We start from the raw sequence: 17913 nt of genomic DNA, 5'->3' as shown, positions 1-17913 counted from the left end.
TCAGGTCAACATTCGCTTTGCCGCGCGCATGGTGGTCTCAAGCTGGTTCAGAAAGCGCGATCTGTCGGCCTTCGTGAAGCCAGGCCCGCTTTCGCGGATCTCCCCGATTTCACGAAGATGCGTGTTAAGATCCCGCATGGCAAGGCGCATGCCGATGGCATCCTCGCGAAACGGCTTGCCTGTCGGACCGATGACAAGAGCGCCCGCCTTCACACAGCGTGCCGCAAGCGGCACATCGGCCGTCACGACCACATCACCCGCCACCGCACGTTCCGCGATCCAGTTGTCGGCTTCGTCCGGCCCTTCAGGAACGACAACCCGCTCGATCAGATCGCCTTCGGGAAGCCGCATCCAGCTGTTGGAAACGAACTTGATCTCAACATTGTGGCGCTCGCCCACGCGAACGGCTTCGTCCTTGACCGGACAGGCATCGGCGTCGATGTAGAGCACGGTCATGTTGTTTGCTCTCCTTTCGAGCTTTGGAGAAAGGCCGCGATGCCGGTTGCTGCCCGGGCACCTGTCGCAAAACACGCCTGCAGCAAATAGCCGCCTGTCGGCGCTTCCCAGTCCAGCATTTCACCCGCGGCAAAGATGCCCGGCATCTTCTTGAGCATCATGCCTTCGTCCAGTTCGTCCAGCGCGATGCCTCCGGCGGAAGAGATCGCCCGGTCGATGGAATAGGGCGCGTCCAGAACAACGGGAACGGCCTTGATGCAGCGCGCGAGGCTTTCCGGATCGGAAGGGACATCGCCGGCTTCGCGCAGCAGCGCCATTTCAACGGGGCTCAGCCGAAGGACCTTCTTGAGAAACGTGGCTGCAGACTGCTTGCCTCGGGGTCTTGAGAGTTTCGCTGCCAGCTCGTCAACTCCGGCCTGCGGCCGCAGATCGATGTGCAGTGTCGCCGAACCGGTTTCGTTGATTGTTTCGCGCAGTTCGGCGGACAAGGCGTAGACGGCACCACCTTCAAGGCCCTGAGCCGTCAAGACCGCCTCCCCCTGCACCCTTTTCCCGCCATGGGACAGGGCTATACGTTTGAGCGGCGTACCGGCAAACCGCTCTTTCAGGAAATCGCTCCAGCCGGTCTGAAAGCCGCAATTTGCCGGCTGGAACCGGTTGATGCGAACACCGCGTTCTTCCAGCATCGGCACCCACGCGGCGTTGGAACCGAGCTTCGGCCAGCTTGCACCACCCATGGTCAGAAGGCAGGCACGTGCAGTGAGGGATTGCAGGGCGCCTTCACCTGCAGTGTCTTCGGCGGCAGTTTCATCCCGTGTCCTGAGTTGAAGCGGTCCGTCTCCTTCAATGGCACAAAGTGCGTGCCGGGTCAGGAGGCGGACGCCATTGGCATCCAGCCGGCGCAGCCAGGCGCGCAGCAAGGGGGAGGCCTTCATGGATTTCGGGAAGACACGTCCGCTACTGCCGACAAAGGTTTCTTCGCCAAGGTCTTCGCACCAGCGCCGCAGCGTTTCGGGCGGAAATTCCTGGATCAAGGGCGCCAAAAAGGGTTCGGCCTGCCGGTAGCGCGCGAGGAACGCGGTCAGGTCTTCGCTGTGGGTCAGGTTCAGGCCGCCGCGGCCAGCCATCAGGAACTTGCGCGCTGGCGAGGGCATGCGGTCGATAACCACAACGCTATACCCGTTTTCGGACAGGCGCTCCGCAGCAAAGAGACCGGCCGGACCGGCACCGGCAATCAGGACGTCGAACATGCGGCCTTATAGTTCAAGGCGGGCTGCAAAGACCACCATCGATTTTCATCAGAGCCAGTGTTGGTATGTCGAGAATTATTGCAAGTATTTGTTATCAGTCTCATGAGAATATCATCCAGGGGGTGTACCTGCGGAAGTTTTCCCGGCGGGTCTGCTTCCTGTGAAAGGAGCCGTGAATGGAAAAAGGCACGGACCTGGTAGTCGTTGCCGATCCGGACAAGGACGTTCAGGCAGGCTTTGAACGCCTGTTCGGCAGTCACATGAGGGTTGCCTGCTTTTCCGAAACGGAAGCTGCATTGCAGTTTCTGAAGCAGAACCATGGCACAGCCGTCATTTTTTCCTGTTTCAATCTGCCGGGCCGTGGCGGAACGGCCTTTCTGCGAGCAGCGGAGACCATTGCGCCTCAAGCCGCGCGGGTCATGCTGACCCGGGAAAACTCGGCAGATGCGATCAAAAAGACGCTCAATGAGGCCCATGCCTTCATGTATCTGGAGAAGCCCTGTCAATCGACAGATCTGGCCAGCGCCATGGAAACAGCTCTTTCCCATCATTTTCAGCTCGCCAAGGACCGCGCGCTGCTGGAGCGGACGCTTGCCGGATCCGTCAAGCTGCTGATCGACATGCTGGCGCTCTTCCATCCGGAAGCGTTCCGGCGCACGAGCACGGTTCGCAAACAGGCCCTGCGGCTGGCCAAACGCCTGGGGATGAAGAAAACCTGGGAACTGGAAATGTCGGTGATGTTGTCACCGCTTGGCGAGGCGTTGCTGCCGAAACAGATCCTTGCCCGCTACCGGGCCGCACGCGGCCTGACCGAGCAGGAGCGTAATATCCTGGATCGGGCACCGGACCAGACCCGGGATCTTTTGAAGAACATACCGCAACTGGAGAAAGTTTCCGAATACCTGTTTCTATCCGGCCGAGGTTTCGACGGCTCGGGTTTCCCAAAGGACGGGCCGACGGGCAAGGAAATCCCGATGATTGCCCGCATCCTCAAGCTCTTGACGGATCTGTGGTACGCAAGCCCGGAAAGCGGACCGGATGCAGCGGCCTTCGAGGCGCTTACCATCAACAAGCGCAAATATGATCCGATGCTGCTGGAGTTGGCCAAGGAAACGCTGATGGACGACGTGCCGGAGGAGCGCAAAAGACTTGTTGCCGAATGCTACATACGCTCTCTGCGGCCGGGTGATGTGCTGATCGACGACGCCTTGACCGAAACCGGTCACGAACTGGTTCTGTCCCGCGGCCATATGCTGACACCCACCACCATCCGCCGGCTGGAACATTTCCACCAGGCCGCAGGCGTGCGCCAACCCATCCGCGTCGAACGCCATTCGGCACCCGAAGAAGCTCTGATCGATACGGCTTGAAGGTGGAGAACGAAAGGCTGTGGTGAGAGCGCCCGGGCATATCGCAGTCTATAGAGAGGGCGTTCCCTTTGCCGCACCCCTTCCCCGCAAAAGGGAAGGGATGTCAGCCCGGCAATATCATTTCGTTAGGATCAGCTTGCCCTGTTTGGTGATCGACAGACGGTAGGTTTCGTCGTTGTGGCGGATCTGGATCTGGCGCTGGCCGCTGAACAGGTCGCGCGTGTCGAGCTCCGATTTATGCTCACGCGGCGGTGTTGCCGCAAAGGCGCGCGTAGCGCGGCTGCTGGAACCCAGGGAGAGGCGGTGCTTCTGGCTGTTGGCGGTCGGTGTCATTGCGCGCAATCGGTCCTTGGCCTTTGTGTTGCTCCTGAAACTGTTCAAAAAATCAGTTTCTTAGCGGAGCGGTGGGACATCGGAATCAAAAGGTGAGTTTCAAACTCAACTTTATACTTGACACTCATACTCAAGTTTTCCTATCAAGGCAATGCCTGATCGAAACGGAACCGGAAATCGCGTCCTCTGGTTTCGGATTAGACAGGACCTCCGGGCAACCGGAGTGACAAATGCCAGGCCAGCCAACCGCCCTCTCCTCTCCCTCAGCGGCAAGCCAGCCCGGCCTTTTCTTTGAGAGCGCCCGCGCAAGTCGCGTGGCATGCCTTTCCTTTTCCCGACCAATCGTCACATGTTCGAGACATACGAAACGAAAAAGGCGCCGACCGAATGGTGGCGCCTTCGAAACTTTTTATGTCGATAAAACCTTACGCGTTGGCCGCGATCGGAGCCTTGGTCATTTCGATCTTCAGGAGATCGCGCATGCCGAAGCGGTCTTCCGAAAGGTCGGCAATCGACTTGCCGTCCAGAACTTCCATGAATGCTTCCAGCGCTTCATGCAGCAGGCCATTGAAGCCGCAGGACATGATGAGCGGGCAATCCTTGCGGCCACTGTCGAAACATTCGGCAAGAAGGAAGCTTTCCTCGGCGGCGCGGACAACTTCGCCAACCGAAATATTCTCTGCCGGACGCGCCAGCATGACCCCGCCGTTCCGGCCACGAATGGTCTTGATCAGATTTGCATCGACCAGAACCTTCATGATCTTGAACAGGTGGGTTTCGGACATGTCGAAGCTGGCCGCGATATCAGCGACCTTGCTTGGTTTGTCCGGGTTGACGGCGCAGTACATCAGCGCGCGCACGGCATAGTTTGTCTGTTGTGTCAAACGCATGCCATAGATATGAGGTGCGCGATCTGAAAGGTCAATTCAAAATTTGAGTGTGAGAGGCGACTTTTTGGCAGGAATGCCGGAAAGACGCCCCGTTGCCGGGATCAGACAGGTCGTCCGGCGGTGTCTGATGGCTCCAGATCCCCGGGCAGATTGTCCTTCAGGAACACATCGATGCCGATACGTTCCTGCCCTTCGATGATCGGCACACCATCACAAAGCGCTTTCAGGACGCGGATGGCGCTGCGGATCTCGTGACCCGGGTCCTGCGCGATCACCGCATCCAGCACGTCGTCCTGAAGCGCTTCGCGCGTGTAGGGCGTCAGTTCGTGTCCGACAAAGACGATGCCCTGGCTGCGGCCGCTTTCCTTCAGGGCCGCAATCGTGCCGCGGTTGCCCGCGCCGATATTGTAGAGCCCGGCAAGATCGGGATGTTCCGCAAGAAGCTTTCGCATCAGGTCCGCATTGCGGGCGTTGTCGTCCCTCCCCTCACGCACCTTCAGTAAGTCCAGATGGGGATAGTTCTGCTCGATGACCGCCCGGCAGCCCTGATAGCGCTCCGCATGATCGCGAAGGCCGAGCGATCCGGCAATGATGGCGACTTTGGCCGGGGATCTGGGCAGGAAGCGACCGAGCAACCGTCCGGCGGTGCGCCCGGCGGCGACGTTGTCGATGCCGACAAAATGCTGGCGGCTGGAGGAAGGATGATCGGAGACCAGCGTCACGACGGGCACCCCCCTGTCCTGCAGCCGGTCGATGGCTGCCTGAACCTCCGGGAACGCGGGCGCGACCACCGCGACACCGTCGCACTGCGAGCGGTCGAGGATCGCAAGCGTACCGGCCACCCTGTGCCCGTCGAAGGCGTCGATGGGCTCGACATGCACATGCATGCGGTCACCGCTCATGGTTTCGGCGTGGGACAGAGCTTCGCGGGTCAGGTCTTCCATGAAGGCGTTCGGGCCATTTGGAATGAGGAAGTGCAGGCGGTAGACCCGTTTCTTGGCAAGGCCGGCGGCAAAGACATCCGGTTTGTAGTTCAGCGCCTCGACGGCCTGCTTGACCTTTTCGATGGTGACCTTCCGGACACCCGGCCGCCCGTTGAGGACACGATCAACCGTTGCCAGGCTGACACCCGCTGTTTCGGCCACATCGTGGATCGTTACGCGCTTCATTCATCCCCCCGGACGTCAGCCATTTGCCGTTACTTCGCACCGGCACAGACCTTTTCCGCGGGAAGAGGACACTCAAGGCAACGGTGAAAGAGCGGCTTGGTTCCAAGCCTTCTTTCAAGCCACTATAACCAGCTTTGAGGGGCGATCATCAAAAAATGCTGCGCCGCGCAAAGTCTTCTACCAATTGATGATTACGAAACTCAGGCCACCTGCCCGGCGGCATGACCGGACGACCAGGCCCACTGGAAATTGAAGCCGCCGAGATGGCCGGTGACATCGACCACCTCACCGATGAAATAGAGGCCCGGCACCTTCGTGCTTTCCATGGTCTTGGAGGAGAGTTCCTTCGTGTCCACGCCACCAAGCGTGACTTCCGCCGTGCGGTAGCCTTCGGTGCCAACCGGCGTCAGCTGCCAGCGGTTCAACTGTTCTGCCGCCCGGCGCAGGACCTTGTCCGACTGGTCGGCCAGACGGCCTTTCAGGGCAAACGCCTGCGAAAGTTCGTCAGCCAGCCTGTTGGGCAGCAGTCCCCCCAGCGCGGTCTTCAGGTCCTGTTTCGGGTTGTCCTGGCGGGCTTGCCGCAGGGCTTCGAAGACGTCGGCCTCGGGAGACAGGTTCACCGAGATGGGCTTGCCTTCCTGCCAGTAGGACGAAATCTGCAGCACCGACGGACCGGACAGACCCCTATGCGTGAAGAGCAGGCCTTCGCGAAACGACGTCTTCTGGAACGAAACGATCGCATCCACCGAGACACCGGCAAGCCGGCCGCACAGTTCCTTGTTGGTATCGGAAAAGGTCAGCGGCACCAGCGCCGCGCGCGGGGCAATCACGTTGTGGCCGAAGCGCTTGGCCAGATCATAGCCGAAGCCGGTCGCGCCCATCTTGGGGATCGACGGTCCGCCTGTCGCCACAACTAGCGATGCCGCCCGCAACTGCCCCTTGGACGTTGACACGGAAAACCGGTCGTCGGGTTTTTCAATCGCCTCAATGTCCGTTTCCAGCTGCAACGTGCCTCCGGCCGCTTCCAGCTCGGACAGCAGCATCCGGATGATGTCCTTGGCGCTGTTGTCGCAAAAGAGCTGGCCGAGTGTCTTCTCGTGCCAGGAAATGCGGTGCTTTTCGACCAGTTTCAGGAAGTCCTGCTGGGTATAGCGCTTCAGCGCCGACACACAGAACCTCGGGTTCTGGGAGAGAAAATTAGCCGGCGAACAATGAATATTCGTGAAGTTGCAGCGCCCCCCGCCGGAAATGCGAATTTTCTCCGCCGGGTTTTTGGCATGGTCGAGCACGAGCACCTTGCGCCCGCGCTTTGCCGCCTCAATCGCACACATCAGCCCCGCGGCACCGCCACCAAGCACAAGAACATCCAGATCACGCATGGCGGGGTGTATAGCGGGAATTTCGGGAGGGGGTAAGGGAGATGTGAGCTTGTTTTCTCTGCCCCTCCGTCTTTCCGGACAAGCGCAGCCAATGCTGCGCGCCGATCCGGAACCCAGTGCGTAAGCGTGAACATGAGCGAACACTTATTTGACAGAAAAGGAAGCCGCCGCGCGTGCGCGCGAAATAAGTCTGGTTTCCGGATCTGCGTTCGGCTTTGCCTCACTTGTCCGGAATGACGGGGAATCGAAGCGATGGAAACAGAAAAACCGGCGGCCCTTTCAGGTCGCCGGTCTCTTAAAAACGCTTCTTGCGAAGTCGCTTATTTCATTTCGGTCAGGACTTCGAAGCCATTCGCACCGACTTCCCAAAGGGCGTAGGTGCCCGGAACGTCGCCCTTTTCATCGAAGTTGTGGTCGCCGGCTGCGCCCTTGTAGTCGATGGCCGTGCCGGCTGCGATCAGTTCCTTGGCCTTCTTCCACTCGCCCGGACGGATCGCTTCACCTTCGCCGTTGGAGACTTCGGCCATTGCCGCTGCAACGTCTTCCTTCTTGCCGCCGGCCTTTTCGACCGCCAGTGCCAGCAGGAACGCCGCGTCATAGGACGTGGTGGCAAAGATCGCATCCGGATCGCCGCCGATGCCCTTGAAGGCTTCGTTGAAGATGTCGAGGGATTCGGACTGTTCGCCAACCGGCGAGGACGAAACAAAGGTGGCCAGGTTTTCGGCACCCAGCTCGTTGATGACTGCTTCGGACTTCATGCCGTCGCCGCCGACGAACTTGTCGAAGAAGCCGTTTTCGAGAGCCTGACGCAGGATGGTGAGGCCGGTGCCGTCGCCGTAGTCGAAGATCACCAGCGTGTCCGCGCCGCCCTTGGCGAGTTCGGCAAGGTTGGAACGGTAGGAGGCCTTGCCTTCCTCATGCGCTGCGAACTGGGTGATTTCACCGCTGAGTTCATCGACGAATTCCGCCTTGAACGCATTGGCAAGACCGGTGCCGTAGTCGTTGTTGAGGTAAGCGACGGCGACCTTCTCGTAGCCCTGCTCCTTCAGGGTACGGGCCAGCGCACGGCCCTGATAGTCGTCGGACGGCACGGTGCGGAACACGGTGCCCTTGTCGTCGAGGGTGGAGATTTCCGGCGAGGTGCCGGACGGCGTGATCATGGTGATACCAGCCGGAATGGTAACGGAACCGGCTGCAGCCAGAACCGCGCCCGAGCAATGCGGACCGACGACGCCGATGACGCCTTCGATGTTCACGGCCTTGGTTGCGGCGTCAGTGCCGTTCTGCGGATTGCAGGCGCTGTCGCCGACAACACCGACCAGCTTTTCGCCATCGCCGATGCCGCCCTGCTCGTTGACCTGCTGAAAGGCCAGCTGTGCGGCGTCGATCATGGCCGGAGCCATGGCTGCGATCGGGCCGGAGATGCCACCGAGCAATCCGATCTTGACATCGGCCTTTGCCGGCACGGATGCCAGCGCGGTTGCGGTCATCAGACCGGCTGCAAGCGCGAGAATCTTGGTTTTCATCAAAGTACCTCCTCATTATTCCGGTCTTCGCCGGGACTTTGGATTTTCGAGGCTCCGCCTCCCGATACCGGGAAGCTAGCCTGAGGAACGGATCTAAGTGTGATCCGCACCGGATCTTGTTGCACGCCGGTCGCCTCTCAGCGGTTCCGGCAGCAGGCCTTCCGGCCGGAAGCGCAGCACCAGCTGCAGCATCAGGCCGATCAGGAACAGGCGAATATATTTGGCCTGGATGGCATATTCCGTCGGCAGGCGGTCAGTTGCGATTTCCGACATCGACCAGATGATCCAGACCACCGCAGCTCCCAGAATGGCGCCGCGGTTGTTGCCGGAGCCTCCAAGGATCAGCATGATCCAGACCAGGAAGGTCGCGACCATCGGGTCGATGGCTTCCGGGGTGATCGAGCGGTTGAAATGCGCGAACAGCGCGCCGCCCAGCCCCATCAGGGCCGAGCCGAAAATGAAGGCTTGCAGGCGGCGGAACTCGACATCCTTGCCCATGGCCTTGGCGGCGCCTTCATTATCGCGGATGGCGCGCATCATGCGGCCCCAGGGCGCGTTGAACTGACGCTCGACCAGCAGGTAAGCCGCAATCAGAACGACGATGACAATGGCAAGATAGGCAGCCTGAGACGCCATGTAGGCGCTTTCCTGCGCCAGTGACGGAAACTCCGCCGCCGGGCGCGGAATACCGGAAATACCGCGGGCGCCATTGGTCAGCACCGGTTCGGACTTGACCACAAGGCGAATGATTTCCGCAATCCCGATGGAGGCAATCGCCAGATAGTCGGAGCGGAACCGCAGACAGATCTTGCCGATGGGCCAGGCCACCAGAGCTGCGGCAAGCATCGCTCCGATCCAGCCGACGAAGAACGGCATGTCAAAGCCGCCGATACGGCCGTCGGCATGTTCTGTCGTCAGAATCGCGGAGGTATAGGCGCCAACTGCGAAGAACCCGGCGATGCCGGCGTTGAACAGACCGGCAAAGCCCCACTGAATGTTGAGCCCCAGCGCCAGCAGCGCGTAGATGCCGATGAAGATCGCCATGAAGAGGGCGTAGTTGAGAAGACCGAGATATTCCATTTTCTCTCCCTCCCCTTATAGCACTTTGCCCTTGAGCAGCCCGGTCGGGCGCACAAGCAGCATGAACAACAGGATGGCGAAGGCCATTGCGGCCTTGTATTCGCTCGGGATCACCAGAACCGACAACTCCTCGGCAATGCCGACGATCAACCCGCCAAGCACGGCCCCCTCGATCCGGCCGACCCCGCCCAGAATGGCGGCAGCGAACATCGGCAGCAGCATCTGCCAGCCCATCAGCGACTTCAGTTCCGTGTTGAGGCCGAGGAAGACACCGGAGGCGGCACACAGACCACCTGCGATCACCCAGGTCAGCATCACGACCTTCTTGTTGTCGATGCCAGAGAGCAAAGCCAGATTGGGGTTGTCCGACATTGCGCGCATGGCCTTGCCCCACTTGGAGCGGGTCAGGAACAGCTGCAGTCCGCCGACAAGCGCGAGCATAGCGATGACCGTCAGGATTTCGCGGTCACGGATGCGCAGGCCGAAATAATTTTCCGGACGGACGATGCCGCGGGAATAGGTTTCCGTATCGACACCCCAGACCACCTGCACCACGGCGCGGATCATCAGCGCTATGCCGAGCGAGGCCATCACAGTGACGATTTTCGGCCGCTCGCGCAGATGTTCATAGAACACCTTGTCGATGCCGACGGCAACGGCGGCGGTCGCGATGATGGCGATCGGCAGGGCCAGAAGCGGCGAGACGCCAAGACCGGTGACAACCGCCAGCGCAATGAAGGCACCAAGCGTCGCCAGATCACCATGCGCCAGATGTGCATAGCGCAGGATGGCGAAGATCAGCGTGATGCCAACGGCGCCAAGTGCATAGATCGAGCCGAGCACGATGCCCGGAATGACGTAGAAATTGATGAGCTCAAGAAAATCCATACCGCTCAGCCCCCCAGGAACATTTCAGCGACTTCACGGTCGGCCAAGAGGTCGGCACCGCTGCCTTCGTGGCGGTTCTTGCCGGCGGCCAGGACATAGCCCCGGTCGGCAAAGGCAAGCGCCTGCTTGGCGTGCTGCTCCACCAGGAGAATGGCGACACCGGTGTCGCGCACGTCCCGGCAGATCTGGAAGATCTGTTCCATGTATTTGGGCGAAAGCCCGGCGGTCGGTTCGTCGAGAAGCAGAAGCTTCGGATCGAGCATCAGCGCCCGGCCCATCGCCACCATCTGCCGCTGCCCGCCCGACAGGGACCCTGCAAGCGTCTTGCGGCGTTCCTTCAGGTCCGGAAACAGGGTGTAGACCCGGTCATAGGCAGCGCTGAGGTCACCCTTCTTCAGGAAGCCGCCCATCTCCAGGTTCTCGTGGATCGACATCTCGCGGAAAATGTTGTCGACCTGCGGGACATAGCAGATGCCGCGCTGGACGATGCGGTTGGGAGCCCAACTGGTGATGTCGTCGCCGTCGAACAGCATGCGACCGCCGCGGATGGTCAGGAGACCGAAAACGGATTTCATGGCTGTGGACTTGCCGGCACCATTCGGGCCGACGATGACGACGATCTCGTCCGCATCCACATGCATGGAGACGTCCTGAAGGATGTCGGCGTCACCATAGCCTCCGGTGATGCCGTCCATGGAAAGAAGCGCTGTCATGCGGCATCTCCCGTGGTTTCGCCCAGATAAGCTTCCAGCACCTGAGGATTGGACCGCACGGTCTGGAAATCGCCCTGGATCAACACCCTGCCCTCGGCCATGCACACAACGGGATCGCAGAGTTTCTCGATCATTTCCATGTCATGCTCGATCAGGATGAACGTGTAGCCGCGCTCCTTGTTCAGGATCTCGATCTTGGTCTCGAGCTTGCGCAGCAGGGTGCGATTGACGCCTGCCGCCGGTTCGTCGAGCAGCACAAGTCTGGCATCGGTCATCATGGTGCGGCCCAGTTCCAGAAGCTTCTTCTGGCCACCGGAAAGGTTGCCGGCCGGCTCGTGCGCCACGTGGGTCAGCTCCAGGAACGCCAGGGTCTCATAGGCCTTTTTCTCGACCTCGGCCTCGGCAGCCTTCACCCGACCCCAGGCGAGCCAATTGGAAAACAGGCTTTCGCCCGGCTGAGACGGCGGCACCATCATCAGGTTTTCCAGCGCCGTCAGCTTGTGAAATTCATGCGGGATCTGGAATGTCCGCACCAGTCCCTTGTGAAACAGCTCATGGCTGGCCAGGCTGGTGACGTCCTCGCCCAGAAACCGGATGCGTCCGCTTGTCGGTTGCAGTGCCCCTGCGATCAGGTTGAAAAGCGTCGTCTTGCCAGCCCCGTTCGGGCCGATCAATCCGGTGATACTGCCTTCCTCGACGCGGAACGAGCAGCCATTCACCGCCCGGAATCCGCTGAAATCCATAACGAGCTGATCAAGCTCCAGCATTCACGCTCCTTGCCGCTCCCAACGGTCAGTCTTTTTCTTATTCCGGCCGCGCTTTCCCGTTTCCCGGAATTAGCGGAGCGGGCGCAAAATGGCCCGAACCGGCGCGGCGTCCAGCCCTTCTAACTTCATTGGCAGCGCAATCAACTCATAATCACCGGGTTCCACCGCAGAAAGAGCAAGATTTTCCAGAATCAGCATGTCACGGGAACGGGCGATCCCGTGACTGGGCAGGGTTTCGGAAGGATCCGGGTCGACGGAGGGCACATCCACGCCGACCAACTTAACACCGGCGTCCGCCAGCAGGCTCATGGTTTCCGGTGCCAGAGCCCTGTAGCCTGCCGGCCAGACCGTAACGTCTCGTTCTTCGGCAAGCCGCACAAGCACTCGGGGCGGGCAGCCTTCAAGGAACGCTTCCAGCTCTCCGGGCTGGCAAAGCGGACCGGTACCGCGTGCATCGATCAGCCGGGCCGGTCCGACGAAATCATGCAGATCAAGCTGATCGATCGTCAGACCGTCCGGGTCGTAGTGCAGGGGTGCATCGGCATGGGCTCCGCAATGGCTCGACATGGAAAACTCGCCGACATTCACCGGGCAGTCCTCTGAGATCGTCGCCGTCCAGGAGCTGCGATAAGGCGCGTCGCCGGGATAGACCGCTATACCCGGCCGCACGGGCGGCGTGATGTCGAACAGATCCGTCATCTTGAAATATCCTGCTGAAGGGCAATTGCCGCGTTTCAGACAGTTTGAAACAACCATGGCTGGCAAGTGTTGTAAAGCTGAGCAGACACGCCGGCGACAGGCAGTCAGCTGGCGCAAAACCAGCGCGATACGGCCTTTTGCAATCGGGGAAAGCTCAAATCCGGCATCCAAGGTGTCGCACAACAATCTGTTGGCGTTTGATGCAAGTTTTATCTATCGGCACTATTCTAAATTCAGAAACTGAAAGTATCACCAGATCTCGTTAAGTTTGTCAGCGGTTTTCCCGATTTTAAATTGAATGATATATTCACGTTCCTTACACTTCTGCAAAGTTGCAAATTTGCGTTGCCAGACACGAACTGGCGGCTTCGTCCGTCATGATTTTTGATTTCGAATGCGTTCATCCCGGAGAACGACCCTGTCACACATGTCCGATCTTTCCCAGACGCAGCGGGCAACCGAAAAAAGGAAAGCGTCCCTGCCTTTTACACTCGATGACGGCAGGGTGGATCAGGAGCTGATCTTTTCGATTTACGATCGTCTCGACACCGGTATCTGGATTTTCGATTTCGACGAGAAATGCATTGTGTGGGCCAATCGCAAGGCGCTTGAGATTACCGATGCCGAATCGCTGGAAGAGCTGCGGGCACGCGACATGGGCTCGGACATGTCCCATTCGGTGGAACAGCGCCTGCGGCAGTACCAGCAGGATTTCACCAAGCACGACGTGAGCTTTTCGGAGATCTGGACACTCTATCCGAATGGCAAGGCTCAGGTCCTGCAGGTTGTCATGAGCGGCATCCGGCTGAATGACGGTCGTATGGCGCTGCTGTGCGAAGGCCGTCCGCATCACGAGCAACAGCCGGAAACGCTCCGAAGCGCCGAAGCGCTGATGCACACCACGGTGATGATCTCGCTGTTTTCCGAAGACGGGCAACCTCTTTACCGCAACACGGCCGCGAGGGCAGCCTGCACCGATCTTGCGTGCACCTTGTGGGATCATTTCATCGATCAGGTGCTCGCCAAGAACGTGATGGGCGTCCTCACGGAAAAAGCCACGACCAAGTTCGTGGCGGAGGTCCGGACGAGCGACGGCCTGCGCTGGCACGAAATCACCATACGCCGCTGCCATGACGCCGTAACAGGAAAGCCTGCCTTTCTGCTGAGCGAGATCGATGTCACGGAGCTTCACCAGACCAAGGAACGCGCCCAGTATCTTGCGAGCCATGATGCGCTGACAGGGCTGTCGAACCGGACCTATCTGAAGGAACGCCTGTCGCATGTGAGGCAGACTGCGAAGGACAACAACCTGATCGCAACGCTTTATCTCGTGGATCTGGACGACTTCAAGATGGTCAACGACACGCTTGGCCATGCTGCAGGCGACCATCTTCTGCAGCTTGTTGCATCCAAACTGAAGGATCTGGCCGGAAACAACGACATTGTCGCCCGTCTTGGCGGCGACGAATTTCTGATCTGCCACCTTTCCTCGCCCGAAAGCCCGCGACCGGACTGGTTCGGACAGGCGCTGCTGCAGGCCTTTACCAGTCCGCATCTGATTGAGGGCAAGCCTCGTCATGTCGGGCTGAGCATCGGTTATGCCCATTATCCGGCCGACGGTACGGACATCGACCAGCTCATGCGTCATGCGGACCTTGCGCTTTACCAGGCCAAGTCGGAGCGGAAGAACAAATGCGTCCGTTACAAGGAATACATGCGCAAACTCCGGGACAAGCACATGTCCCTGAAGAAGGATCTCGAACGGGCAATCCGCGAGAATGAATTCCTGCTGTATTACCAGCCGATTGCCTGCACCCGCACCCAACGTGTTGTCGGCGCCGAGGCCCTGTTGCGCTGGCAGCACCCCGAAAAAGGCCTGGTCAGTCCCGACGACTTCGTGCCGGTTGCCGAGGAAACGGGCCTCATCAACGAGATCGGCACCTGGGTCAGCCGGAATGTTGCCTACATGCAGTCCGGGCTCAAGCTGCTGAACGTTTCCGTACCGCTGTCGATGAATGTTTCACCCAAGCAGCTTTCGGACCCCACCTTTGTTGCACGCATGCAGAGCCTGCCGAAGGAAACCGGCTGCAATGCGAACGACATCTCGCTGGAAATCACCGAAAGCGTTCTGCTTGGCGATATTCCGCATGCCTACGAATCCCTGACGAAGCTGAAAGCCGCCGGCTACCGGATCGTTATCGACGATTTCGGCACCGGCTATTCCAACCTGGCCTATCTGCACAACTATCCGATCGACGGTATCAAGATCGACCGGATGTTCATGAACGACATTGCCACCGGCGGCGCCATCGTGAAGCTGATCCTGTCGCTGGCATCAGCGCTTGATGCCAGCGTTGTCGCCGAAGGGGTGGAAACCGTTGAACAGCGGGCCTGGCTGTCTGAAAACGGCTGCAACCGTTTCCAGGGCTTCCTCTATTCCAAACCAGTGCCCGAACAGCAGTTTATCGACATGCTGCAGGCCCAGGTTCGCGTCGCGGCTATGTGACCTTTGCGCGGGTCTTGAACTCCGGCCGGTTCCAGCTTTCCGTATCCAGAATATCCTTCAGGATCTCAACCGCGTCGACAATGTCCTGATGCGACAGGTACAGCGGCGTGAAGCCGAAGCGCATTACGTCAGGCGCCCGGAAATCACCGATCACGCCTCGGTCGATCAGCGCCTGCATGACGGCGTAACCTTCCTTGAAGCGGAACGAGACCTGGCTGCCGCGGGCATTCGGATCCCGCGGGCTGGCCAGTTCCAGTTGCGGGCACTTGGCCTCGACTTCAGCGATGAACAACTCGCTGAGTGAAACGGACTTGCGGCGGATGTCCGCCATGTCGACATCCTCAAAGACATCAAGGGCCGCATGAAGGCTCGAAAGCGCAAGAATGGCGGGCGTGCCGACCGTCATCCGGCTGATGCCGGAAACCGGCCTGTAGTCGAGATCGAACGCGAAGGGGGCCTCATGCCCCATCCAGCCGGTCAGCGGCGAGGTGACCTTGTCCTGGTGCTCGGGCGCAACATAGAGAAATGCCGGAGCACCCGGGCCTCCATTCAGATACTTGTATCCGCAACCAACGGCAAAATCCGCTCCAGCCCCGTGAAGATCGACCGGGATCGCACCGGCAGAGTGGGCAAGGTCCCACATCGCCAGGGCACCTGCTTCATGGGCCGCGCGGGTGATATCCGCCATGTCATGAACCCGGCCGGTGCGGTAGTCGACCTGCGTCAGCATCACCACCGCCACGTCTTCACCAATGGCGTCCTTCACCGCTTCCGGATCGACAACCTTCAGTTCATGTCCCTTGTCGAGCAATTGTTTCAGGCCCGAGGCGACATAAAGATCGGTCGGGAAGTTGCCGTTGTCGGATAGGATGACCTTGCGCTTCGGCCGCAGCGCCAGGGCTGCGGAAAGGACCTTGAACACATTGACAGAGGTGCTGTCGCAGGCGACGACCGTCCCGGCCGGCGCGCCGATCAACTTGCCGATGCGGTCACCTGTGCGGGCGGGAAGGTCGATCCAGCTGTGGGTGTTCCAGGCCCGGATCAGGCTGTTGCCCCATTCCTCGTTGATTACCTGCGCAATGCGGGCAGGCACGTGTTTCGGCAGCACACCAAGCGAATTGCCATCCAGATAGATGACCCCGTCGGGGATTTGAAACGCCTGTTTTTTGGAAGCCAGAACATCTGCCGTGTCGGCCGGGTGCTGCGAGGTCATGAGTAGCTCTTGTGTCGGATAGTTGCATTTGAAAGGAAGCGGCACGCTATCAAAGGGGCATTTCGCAAACAACTGTTTCCGCGAACCGTTTGATCCGGTTCTAACCCGCACGGGAAAACGTCTGTTTCAGCCGCATGTCGCAAATAACACAAAAATGCCCGTTTGAATGGAGGACATCCGGGCGCTATCTGTTAGCGTGACCTCAAAGCGCCGGCAGGGCCGGTGCATCTGACATATGCGGTTCAAGAGATGTTCATCAGCGTCTTCGACATTTTCAAAATCGGCATCGGGCCGTCCAGTTCTCATACGGTTGGCCCGATGGTTGCCGTTCACCGTTACCTTGACCGGGTGCGGGGCCTGTCCGGCGCGGAAAACCGTGCGACACGGCTGACCGTCACCCTGCATGGCTCGCTTGCCTTCACCGGCAAGGGCCACGCCACGGACAAGGCCGTGTGTCTCGGCCTGCTGGGAGCCAGGCCCGATTCCATCGATCCGGACAAGGTCGACCCGATGCTGGAAGAGCTGGAGCAGACCAGGAAGCTGAAAATAGACGGCCTGCCGGAGCTGCATTTCGAACCGTCCCGGGATGTTATCTTCGACTATGGCCCTCCGCTGGCGCTCCACGCCAATGGCATGACCTTCCATCTGCTGGATGCTGCCGGCGCCGTCATCGACACCTTTGTCTATTATTCCATCGGCGGCGGTTTCGTGGTCAGCGAATCCGAATTGCGCAAGACCAGCAACGAACCGGTCAACGAGCTTGCCAAGCAGGATGTGCCATTTCCCTTTGCCAACGCCAAACAGATGCTGGAGATGGGCCGGGAAGCCGAGCTTTCCATTGCCGAGATGAAGCTGCGCAACGAATGCAGCGACAAGCCTCAGGCTGAAGTGGAAGAAGGCATCGACCGTCTTTGGTCGGCAATGGATTCGTGCATCAACCGCGGCATTTCCCAGACCGGCATTCTGCCCGGCGGCTTGAAAGTGAAACGCCGCGCCGCAGATATCTACCAAAAGCTCATTCGCGAAGGCCGCACGAACCCGCCTTTCGAGCACAACGTGGTCGACTGGCTCGGCGTTTACGCCATGGCCGTCAACGAGGAAAACGCTGCCGGGGGCCGTGTCGTAACGGCACCGACCAATGGTGCTGCCGGGGTCATTCCGGCGGTGACCCGCTATTACCTCGATCATTGCCCCGGCGCGGACCAGGCCGGCATCAGGACCTTCCTGCTGACGGCCGCAGCCGTCGGCGGCATCATTAAGGCAAACGCCTCGATCTCAGGTGCCGAAGTTGGCTGTCAGGGCGAAGTCGGCTCGGCCTCTGCCATGGCGGCTGCCGGTTTGTGCGCAGCGCTTGGCGGCACCAACGAGCAGATCGAGAATGCGGCGGAAATCGCCCTGGAACACCATCTCGGCATGACCTGCGATCCGATTGCAGGCCTGGTGCAGGTCCCTTGCATCGAGCGTAATGCTCTTGGTGCGGTCAAGGCTGTTACTGCCGCCTCTCTGGCGCTTCGTGGCGACGGTTCGCATTTCGTGCCGCTGGACGGCTGCATCGAGACCATGCGCCAGACCGGAATGGACATGATGGAGCAGTACAAGGAAACCTCGAAGGGCGGGCTGGCCGTCAATATCGTGGAATGCTGATCCGCCTTTTCCCGCCCGTCGTAAGCTGAT

Annotated in this window: 16 protein-coding genes; 3 read left to right on the top strand and 13 right to left on the bottom strand. The window is 59.8% G+C overall.

Translation table 11 applies throughout. From position 1 onward, the window contains the following. Together J7447_RS19020 and J7447_RS19015 are read right to left on the bottom strand one after the other, a co-directional pair. Nucleotides 1–456, bottom strand: coding sequence for a YaiI/YqxD family protein (locus J7447_RS19020; protein ID WP_023002221.1), 456 nt, complete (start codon nt 454–456; stop codon nt 1–3). Further along, entirely contained in the window at nt 453–1706 is a 1254-nt protein-coding gene (locus J7447_RS19015) for a TIGR03862 family flavoprotein (protein WP_023002222.1), read from the bottom strand. The genes J7447_RS19020 and J7447_RS19015 overlap by 4 nt, the downstream gene beginning before the upstream one ends. A gap of 176 nt (nt 1707–1882) precedes the next feature. Between J7447_RS19015 and J7447_RS19010 the strand changes: the two genes are divergently transcribed. After that, the gene (locus J7447_RS19010; RefSeq protein WP_055657554.1) at nt 1883–3076 is read left to right on the top strand and encodes an HD domain-containing phosphohydrolase; all 1194 of its coding nucleotides are present in this window, start codon (nt 1883–1885) and stop codon (nt 3074–3076) included. Between the two features lie 117 nt (nt 3077–3193). Here J7447_RS19010 and J7447_RS19005 read toward each other — a convergent pair whose 3' ends face one another. From J7447_RS19005 to kynB, 10 genes are all read right to left on the bottom strand, one after another. Beyond that, nucleotides 3194–3409 carry a hemin uptake protein HemP gene (locus J7447_RS19005; protein ID WP_031269825.1) on the bottom strand — a complete coding sequence of 72 codons (216 nt, stop codon included), beginning with the start codon at nt 3407–3409 and terminating at the stop codon, nt 3194–3196. A gap of 425 nt (nt 3410–3834) precedes the next feature. After that, on the bottom strand, nt 3835–4299 hold the full coding sequence (locus tag J7447_RS19000) for an Rrf2 family transcriptional regulator (protein WP_075283567.1): 465 nt from the start codon (nt 4297–4299) through the stop codon (nt 3835–3837). Nucleotides 4300–4400: 101 nt separating this feature from the next. Beyond that, nucleotides 4401–5468, bottom strand: coding sequence for a LacI family DNA-binding transcriptional regulator (locus J7447_RS18995; protein WP_209170577.1), 1068 nt, complete (start codon nt 5466–5468; stop codon nt 4401–4403). Between the two features lie 200 nt (nt 5469–5668). Then, entirely contained in the window at nt 5669–6847 is a 1179-nt protein-coding gene (locus tag J7447_RS18990) for an NAD(P)/FAD-dependent oxidoreductase (RefSeq protein ID WP_209170576.1), read from the bottom strand. A gap of 320 nt (nt 6848–7167) precedes the next feature. After that, a complete protein-coding gene (locus tag J7447_RS18985) occupies nt 7168–8373 on the bottom strand; it encodes an ABC transporter substrate-binding protein (RefSeq protein WP_055657548.1) in 1206 nt (401 codons plus the stop codon). Between the two features lie 93 nt (nt 8374–8466). Next, nucleotides 8467–9453 carry a branched-chain amino acid ABC transporter permease gene (locus J7447_RS18980; RefSeq protein WP_023002229.1) on the bottom strand — a complete coding sequence of 329 codons (987 nt, stop codon included), beginning with the start codon at nt 9451–9453 and terminating at the stop codon, nt 8467–8469. Nucleotides 9454–9468: 15 nt separating this feature from the next. Beyond that, entirely contained in the window at nt 9469–10341 is an 873-nt protein-coding gene (locus J7447_RS18975) for a branched-chain amino acid ABC transporter permease (protein ID WP_023002230.1), read from the bottom strand. 5 nt (nt 10342–10346) lie between these two features. Beyond that, on the bottom strand, nt 10347–11054 hold the full coding sequence (locus tag J7447_RS18970) for an ABC transporter ATP-binding protein (protein WP_023002231.1): 708 nt from the start codon (nt 11052–11054) through the stop codon (nt 10347–10349). Next, on the bottom strand, nt 11051–11821 hold the full coding sequence (locus J7447_RS18965) for an ABC transporter ATP-binding protein (RefSeq protein WP_023002232.1): 771 nt from the start codon (nt 11819–11821) through the stop codon (nt 11051–11053). The genes J7447_RS18970 and J7447_RS18965 overlap by 4 nt, the downstream gene beginning before the upstream one ends. A 69-nt stretch (nt 11822–11890) precedes the next feature. Further along, nucleotides 11891–12520, bottom strand: coding sequence for an arylformamidase (kynB, locus tag J7447_RS18960; protein WP_062491934.1), 630 nt, complete (start codon nt 12518–12520; stop codon nt 11891–11893). Nucleotides 12521–12947: 427 nt separating this feature from the next. Between kynB and J7447_RS18955 the strand changes: the two genes are divergently transcribed. Next, the gene (locus J7447_RS18955) at nt 12948–15026 is read left to right on the top strand and encodes a bifunctional diguanylate cyclase/phosphodiesterase (protein WP_077290832.1); all 2079 of its coding nucleotides are present in this window, start codon (nt 12948–12950) and stop codon (nt 15024–15026) included. Here the strand turns inward: J7447_RS18955 and kynU are convergent. After that, on the bottom strand, nt 15019–16239 hold the full coding sequence (gene kynU / locus J7447_RS18950; protein WP_209170575.1) for a kynureninase: 1221 nt from the start codon (nt 16237–16239) through the stop codon (nt 15019–15021). The genes J7447_RS18955 and kynU overlap by 8 nt on opposite strands. 249 nt (nt 16240–16488) lie before the next feature. On the opposite strand from kynU, the gene J7447_RS18945 reads away from it, so the two are divergent. Then, nucleotides 16489–17883, top strand: coding sequence for an L-serine ammonia-lyase (locus tag J7447_RS18945; RefSeq protein ID WP_031269831.1), 1395 nt, complete (start codon nt 16489–16491; stop codon nt 17881–17883). Nucleotides 17884–17913 lie beyond the last annotated feature (30 nt).

Source organism: Labrenzia sp. R5_0, assembly GCF_017743835.1.
Lineage (GTDB): Bacteria > Pseudomonadota > Alphaproteobacteria > Rhizobiales > Stappiaceae > Roseibium > Roseibium algicola.
The sequence above is the reverse complement of the archived record's forward strand: the minus strand, read 5'-3'. Positions and strand labels throughout refer to the sequence as shown.

Excerpts from the sequence above, each read along its gene's own strand:
- J7447_RS19020 (WP_023002221.1), bottom strand. The coding sequence starts at position 456 with ATGACCGTGCTCTACATCGACGCCGATGCCTGTCCGGTCAAGGACGAA.
- J7447_RS19015 (WP_023002222.1), bottom strand. The coding sequence starts at position 1,706 with ATGTTCGACGTCCTGATTGCCGGTGCCGGTCCGGCCGGTCTCTTTGCT.
- J7447_RS19010 (WP_055657554.1), top strand. The coding sequence starts at position 1,883 with ATGGAAAAAGGCACGGACCTGGTAGTCGTTGCCGATCCGGACAAGGAC.
- J7447_RS19005 (WP_031269825.1), bottom strand. The coding sequence starts at position 3,409 with ATGACACCGACCGCCAACAGCCAGAAGCACCGCCTCTCCCTGGGTTCC.
- J7447_RS19000 (WP_075283567.1), bottom strand. The coding sequence starts at position 4,299 with ATGCGTTTGACACAACAGACAAACTATGCCGTGCGCGCGCTGATGTAC.
- J7447_RS18995 (WP_209170577.1), bottom strand. The coding sequence starts at position 5,468 with ATGAAGCGCGTAACGATCCACGATGTGGCCGAAACAGCGGGTGTCAGC.
- J7447_RS18990 (WP_209170576.1), bottom strand. The coding sequence starts at position 6,847 with ATGCGTGATCTGGATGTTCTTGTGCTTGGTGGCGGTGCCGCGGGGCTG.
- J7447_RS18985 (WP_055657548.1), bottom strand. The coding sequence starts at position 8,373 with ATGAAAACCAAGATTCTCGCGCTTGCAGCCGGTCTGATGACCGCAACC.
- J7447_RS18980 (WP_023002229.1), bottom strand. The coding sequence starts at position 9,453 with ATGGAATATCTCGGTCTTCTCAACTACGCCCTCTTCATGGCGATCTTC.
- J7447_RS18975 (WP_023002230.1), bottom strand. The coding sequence starts at position 10,341 with ATGGATTTTCTTGAGCTCATCAATTTCTACGTCATTCCGGGCATCGTG.
- J7447_RS18970 (WP_023002231.1), bottom strand. The coding sequence starts at position 11,054 with ATGACAGCGCTTCTTTCCATGGACGGCATCACCGGAGGCTATGGTGAC.
- J7447_RS18965 (WP_023002232.1), bottom strand. The coding sequence starts at position 11,821 with ATGCTGGAGCTTGATCAGCTCGTTATGGATTTCAGCGGATTCCGGGCG.
- kynB (WP_062491934.1), bottom strand. The coding sequence starts at position 12,520 with ATGACGGATCTGTTCGACATCACGCCGCCCGTGCGGCCGGGTATAGCG.
- J7447_RS18955 (WP_077290832.1), top strand. The coding sequence starts at position 12,948 with ATGTCCGATCTTTCCCAGACGCAGCGGGCAACCGAAAAAAGGAAAGCG.
- kynU (WP_209170575.1), bottom strand. The coding sequence starts at position 16,239 with ATGACCTCGCAGCACCCGGCCGACACGGCAGATGTTCTGGCTTCCAAA.
- J7447_RS18945 (WP_031269831.1), top strand. The coding sequence starts at position 16,489 with ATGTTCATCAGCGTCTTCGACATTTTCAAAATCGGCATCGGGCCGTCC.